Consider the following 6536-nt stretch of genomic DNA (forward strand, 5'->3'; position numbering starts at 1 on the left):
GACCCACAGCGCTAATAATGAGATTGTAGTCCTTTTTTTCTGCCAGCAACTGCATCCTTTTGGCGAGAGAATTTGCTGTATTACCAAACAAACAACATATCAGAAGCTTTTTCATATTTTTACCTCCTGAGAATTGTTCACAGAATAATACTCGACATGCTCATAAAACGAGCTCTGCATCTTATTTGCATGACAAATCTCCAGCAGAGTTGATGTAACTCAGGAAAGACGAACCTGCCGTATTGTTGGACTGACGGGATGCATCTGGATCTTTTGTGCAGCCGCTTGTCTACGACGTTTCGTCATTGGGCCTTTTGTCAGCTGTTCGCTCGAAGCAGCCTGATGGGCTTCACCTACAGCAGTTTGGTGCCTAAAGCGGACATTGATTAACCCCGGAGCCAGGGGGTGAAAGTAAATCCGGTAAGCAACCCTTCAGGGCTGAGTAGCCGAGTGACTGTTTGCGCTCATAGTTCTGTGCAATCACTTTAGTTTTTTATTCAAAAAAATTGATGAAAAACACATTCACTTACATTTGTTTACTTAAAGCAGGCGATTTTAGAGAATACATTACACAAAGAAAATGTGGCTATCCTCCTGCCGTAAAGAAACAAAAAAATACGTGTCAAAATGATTTGCATATTTAATTTTCCATTTATGTTGTGAAAAGGAATTCAAAATAATGAGACATGTCCATTTTAGTATTTTTTCCATTTTTAATCATCAAGTGATGGCTTCAGCATTTTTGATTGTCTTTTTATTTTCCCCGGCACCATGTGGAGCATATGAGGAGATCGATCTCCCGGACGTGAAGGCTCTTTTAGATCCTCCTGAAATATATAGCAGGGGGGATGTGCTTTATTATAATGGAAAAATTACAGACACTTCTTACGTTGCTGTTTTGAATCTAACCATAAATCATGACATCAAAAAAATATCTATAAATAGCATTGGTGGTGATGCCAGAAATGCTATGGAGATAGGTGACTACATCTACAAAAATGGCCTCAGTGTTGATGTACGTAGTGTTTGCGCTTCTGCCTGTGCTAACTATATTTTCCCGGCCGGGAAGAATAAATATCTAGGTAATAATTCATATCTTCTKTGGCATGGTGGTGTCAACGGCCCTGAGAGAGAAGTAACAGTATCAGGAAATATTTCTAAAGATGATTTTTTTATGCTTCAGGAATTTAAAAAATTAAAAAATGATGACATTGCATTCTATAGAAGAATTGGTGTGAACATCAGGGTGTCATTTTGTCCGCAATTAAAAGATGACTATAAAGAAAGATTTCCGGAGAAATGGTTTTCATACCCTCCGGAAGACTTGGAAAAATTTGGTATAAAAAACATTCACTACGCCATTTCAGCTTCTCAATGGGTTCTCTCCATGAGAAATAAGCACGTTATTTTTGCCAGTTACTGTAATTARGAGAAACAACAATGCKTGAGCTTTCTTTAAGTGAAATCCTTACGTCCTTTGTGAGTACCGCCCCATCATCTGTATCGGGGCGGATCGAGTGTGTATTTATTGACAGTGCAATCGMACTACGTTCAGAAGCTATATGTCACTTTCAAGCTTCCAGTGGGCGATGCTTTTCGTTGMACAATCGGGCTGTTGCGTGCATCACCAGCCAACTGCGTAAAGCCTGTTGCGGCAACCACGCTCCAGTCTTGGTTGAACTTGTGTGTCCAGTCCRTATTCAGTGAATAGGCATAAATCCCGGAACCGGCATCATATTGACTAAACCCCGATGCGGCTGACTGTGATGAACTTACCCCGTAGTAAGTTTGCATATAGTTGCCTGTTCCCCAACTGCTGGTCAGCGCCATCGTCACGGTATTTTCCGATGAGCTATAAAGCGGGCTGATAATGCCGAAATGCAGGGCCGCGCCATTGTCCCGCTGAGAAAAYGGCACCTCAGCCTGCAATTGCAAATGAAGCCAGTCGGTGACCTTATACCCCAGACCCAATGCCCCGATAGCCGAGCCTTTGACATCGCCCATACCCCGCAAGTCGTCACTGCCATCGCTCAGTGAGTCGCTGTCCACGTCATGATCCTTACGGCCTGCGCGATAGCTCAGCGCAGTACTGTAATCCAGCTTGCCGGTGCTGTTGCCGTAACCGATACCSCGCGTGGTACTCACGAAGAACCCATTATGCATCGAGTAATCAAGCACCAGGGCTGTCGTGACGCGGTTTTCATCCGAACCAGAATAAAGTGGCGTAACATCCACGCCTCCTCCCAACGTTAAGGCGTTACCCTGTTGTGGTTCTGCCGCAAGTGTTGGGGTGGCCAGTAACRCCAGCAGCGCGCCCGGCAGCATTTTTATCAGGGTGCGTCCTGAGAGTGAATAGGGGAACTTATGACGCAGTTCGAAGTTGCTCATTAAAGAAGTCCTTATGGATTCAAACGATTACGATRCAAGCGGGTTTTAAACGCCAGAACGCTCAGTTTGAATACGCACCCTAAAGTTCTCATGAGCTAAAAATGAAGAAATACTTAAGCACGTACCGGTGACACAAACCTGATAAATTTCCTGATACCGTTTTTTTCTTCAGACGTTCTTCATTCACYGTTGATAACGTAACTATTGTGAAAATTCTCCTCATCGAAGACGACCTGGATCTCGGCAACGGCGTACGTATTGCCCTTGCAGATCAAGGATTAGATGTCATATGGGTTCGCCGCAAAGTGGATGCGCTGCATCAACTCGATGCCTGCGTGCCGGAACTTGTGTTGCTCGACCTCGGACTGCCCGACGGCGATGGCATGAGCCTGATGGCGTACTTGCGCCAGCAGCTCAAGGGGATCCCCGTCATCATTCTGACCGCRCGMGGCACTCTGCAGGATCGCCTGTGCGGGCTGGATGCCGGTGCYGACGACTATCTCGTCAAACCTTTTRTTCTYGCCGAGTTRTTGGCCAGGGTRAGAGCMCTTGCGCGACGCAGTTACGGTTTTGAGAATGAGGTGATAGAAATTCGTGGGTTATCTCTCCACGTGCCGACTCGTCGCGTGACAGTGAGCGCGCGGAATGTTGAGTTGACGGCAAGTGAATACGCGCTGCTTGAAACTTTAATGATGCGCACTGATCGCGTGCTTACACGAAGGTTTCTGGAAGAAAGGATATTCGGCGCAAAAGAAAATATGAGCAATGCACTCGATGTGCATATGGGTAATTTACGTCGCAAAATCGGCGACGGYTATGTMCGAACGGTGAGGGGCGTAGGGTATGTCATTGATACYGTRCCGATTCAGAAAGGGGCTGGTTGATGCGAAATTTTTGGCGCCACCTGAGAACTCCAACGCTCGTACGGCGAATTATGATCGCCCAGATGYTACTGCTTACACTGCTTTGGTGTCTTTTTCTGACCTACATTTTGTGGGAGAACTTGCGTAGCCCCCCKATGCTAACGGGCAGCAATACCTACGAAACCATTCTTACATTGGTTGATCGTATGGATGATCGCCCGCAGGATCGCAACGCGGTGCTGGAAAAGTTCAGCACCGCGTTGCGGGAAGGTTATGGCGGAGGTGAAGATCCKAAACTGTCAATCAGCCTAATCGTTCGGAAGAATAAAGAGATAATTTATTCATCTGATGGCGCTCCGKCAGGGGTGACAAACACCCTGTATGGGAAAATTCAGAGCATTCAGAGTGAAGGTCGCACCTGGACTAGCCGTACTCTCAAGTCCGGGAGATCCGATGCGGAGGTAACACTTGTCACGCCTGCCGGMGGCTGGAACTTTTTTATATACCTGAACTCGCGTGGATACTACATATTGCCGCTACTGGTGTGCATTCCTTTTCTTTTGTTTCCCGCGTGGCTGTCAATCCGTATTGCAATGCGMCCCTGGAACAAGGTGATAAATGAAATTTCCTTACGAACTTCAGAAGATCTCTCTCCCTTAAAAGAAGTGCCAAAGCACATGGAGCTTCGCCAAATGGTGGACGCTACTAATCTATTTCTYGCCAGGGTRCRAGAGAGTTCTGATAGGGAACGGGTTTTCATTGCAGATGCCGCTCACGAACTGCGTACCCCCCTGGCTGCGATGCGAATCAATGTGGAGGCKTTGCAGTCCTATGTAAGCAGYRATAATCAACAGGAGTTGCTTGCAGGGATTATTCGCAGCAAYAGCCGTGCAGCGCGTCTTGTCAATCAGTTGCTRCTGATGATGCACAGCGAAGTGCGCATTGACACTGTTATGGAGCCTGTGCCGCTGACAACGCTCATACAAGAGCGAATGGCTGCACTGGCACCGCTGGCGGCTGAGCGCAGGATTGAGCTCGAATTCTACTCTGATGATGAAGTCTGGATCACAGGCGTCAGGGAACGCCTGATGTCGCTGATTGATAATTTAATTGAAAATGCCGTGAAGTACAGCCCTGAGGGCGGACGGGTTGAGGTAGATGTACGATCACTTGATAAATCTRCTCAGCTACGTGTTTCAGATGCAGGGCCCGGCATTCCATTTGAATTGAGGGAGCGCGTGTTCGATAGGTTTTTTCGCGATCCCAATCAGATACAAAGCGGGAGTGGACTGGGGCTTGCCATAGTCAAAGCGGTTGCGCAGCAACAYAACAGCAGCGTATGCCTGAGTACGTCTGCAGAAGGTGGGCTCATGGTTACTGTTGACTTTCCAAACCACAAGTCCGCCTGAAAGAAAACATGATTTTGATACCAGCCCAGCRGAGGGCCTCTGTCAGAACAATGGAGTTGAAATTGAAATATTTGACGCTGTCTACACTATTATTTTCTATCTCAATCAGCGGGTGCGCCATAACCGTCAGCGAATTAAAAAGCAGTCAATCATCCTATGACGGCAGCTTCACGAGCAAGACGGAGCCCTCCGATACCTATCGAACCTTAAGRCACATGGCAAGGCAGTGCCTGGAATATGAGGCATATTCAGGAAATCCGGTCATCGTATTAAGCGAGTTTGACGGTGAGCGCAATGAAGGTGAGATCAATCAAAAGCTCCTTGCGCAGGGACTGTTGATTAACAACACGCTAATTGAAATAGAAAGACATGATGGGGACAAAGCACAGGTCAGCCTATACACAACCAAGAACATCTTGAGTGTGGGCATCAGGTCGCCAAATATAAGTGATATCAAGCGCTGGGCTGACGGCGATAGRKCTTGCTAGAACGACACTCTCGTCAATACCGTGAAGCATCTCAGGCCATATGACTTAATCCCCCGTTGATTTACACACCGCGATTTAAGTAATGCCTTCATCAGTAATGAGAACAACTGCGAACGTCTGCTGTTCGCTCTCAGCARACCTTCAGCGTCACGTGTTTGTCTGCTCTGTGCCAAAATCGGACAGTGCAAAAATTTTGTTTGATAACAAAGACGATAACAATTCCTACCATAACTTTATCGAATTTTGTCTATTGGTTGACTAGTTTTTTGATGATATAGTTTTGTCAATTATTACTTGAAATTTGGTTGAAAATGAAACGATTATTTTATTATGAACTGCTGAGTATAAAAACTGAAATCAACAAACTTCAACAAGATAAAARTAATGTAAAAGTTCTTGGCGACATTCAAGAAAAACTACTTGAATACCATCACTGGGTAGAGTGCAAATTTAACACAAGGAAATTTAGGTTAAAAAACCTTAAACGCATGAAGAAAAACCCTGCCAATACGAAAGAAATCTCCTTACAAATAAAATCTTCAATAAATAAAACCATCTTGCAGTTAGATGAGTTGACGGAGCTAAAGGTATGGTTGAGGAATATTGGAAATTCCCTCCCTCACCTTTATTATGATAAAGGGGATCTAAGAGCATATTCATACTCTTCAAATTCAAATAACCTTAAAGAATTATCGGGAGATATTCATGGTAAAGATGGCCTTGACCTCGAACTTAAATGCTTCCGCTATGCTATTGACATCGGTTCCAAAGCACTTTTAAATGATTTGACAAGTATTATGCGTTATGGAGATCTTACCCTGATGGATAAGGAAATTCCTTTTATTATGGAAATAAAAAACAGCGAGGCATGTAGAGTCAAGGCAAATAAACAACTGAAAAACATGCAAGAAATTCATAGTTACTTAGAGAAAGATATCAGCACGACTATTAGAGGGGGAGAAGTTATTAGCCAAAGAATTACGATGAGTGAAGATGAAAGAAGTAATAAAGAATTTTTTAATAAGCACTTCACAGATTCAAAGCATACCGGGTACAACCTTTCAAAAATAGAGGGCGGGTTATACTGTTTAATTTTTTATCATGGTTCTAAATATCAAGACAATGTCGATTTTTCAGTTTTGAAAAAATTAAAAAAACCAGCATTTTTTTCACTTAATCAATTCAAAAATGAAGAGGATAATTCTTTGTTTTATCCTTACACTTTACTCATTGATGACCCTGAAATCTACACTGCATTTATGTTGGGGCTTTATTCTATATATTTATTTTTCGATTGTGAAATTTTGAATAAAACTGCCGATAAATACAAAATAGAATTTAAATTCATCACTGATAAATACTTATCGGAAATGAGAAGTAAAGGCGGC

General features: G+C 44.0%; 5 protein-coding genes and 2 pseudogenes. 4 read left to right on the top strand and 3 right to left on the bottom strand.

Annotated elements, in window-relative coordinates; translation table 11 throughout:
• The 3 genes and pseudogenes from AC1DUO_RS22840 to AC1DUO_RS22850 all read right to left on the bottom strand — a co-directional run.
• Positions 1 to 115: pseudogene (locus tag AC1DUO_RS22840) on the bottom strand (PTS sugar transporter subunit IIB); the annotation flags it as partial.
• 271 nt (positions 116 to 386) lie between these two features.
• Positions 387 to 461 (bottom strand): annotated as a pseudogene (locus AC1DUO_RS22845) (glyoxalase); the annotation flags it as partial.
• Positions 462 to 1551: 1090 nt separating this feature from the next.
• Entirely contained in the window at positions 1552 to 2388 is an 837-nt protein-coding gene (locus tag AC1DUO_RS22850) for a MipA/OmpV family protein (protein ID WP_477988883.1), read from the bottom strand.
• Positions 2389 to 2594: 206 nt separating this feature from the next.
• Between AC1DUO_RS22850 and AC1DUO_RS22855 the strand changes: the two genes are divergently transcribed.
• The 4 genes from AC1DUO_RS22855 to AC1DUO_RS22870 form a co-directional block, all read left to right on the top strand.
• Positions 2595 to 3272, top strand: a complete 678-nt coding sequence (locus AC1DUO_RS22855) for a response regulator (protein WP_477988885.1) — start codon at positions 2595 to 2597, stop codon at positions 3270 to 3272.
• Positions 3272 to 4660, top strand: coding sequence for a sensor histidine kinase (locus tag AC1DUO_RS22860; RefSeq protein ID WP_477988887.1), 1389 nt, complete (start codon positions 3272 to 3274; stop codon positions 4658 to 4660). The genes AC1DUO_RS22855 and AC1DUO_RS22860 overlap by 1 nt, the downstream gene beginning before the upstream one ends.
• Positions 4661 to 4710: 50 nt before the next feature.
• Entirely contained in the window at positions 4711 to 5148 is a 438-nt protein-coding gene (locus AC1DUO_RS22865) for a hypothetical protein (protein ID WP_477988889.1), read from the top strand.
• Positions 5149 to 5459: 311 nt separating this feature from the next.
• Positions 5460 to 6536: hypothetical protein (locus tag AC1DUO_RS22870; protein WP_477988891.1), on the top strand; the 1077-nt coding region annotated here is incomplete at its 3' end.

It is taken from the genome of Rahnella sp. P4_A8 (assembly GCF_056402435.1).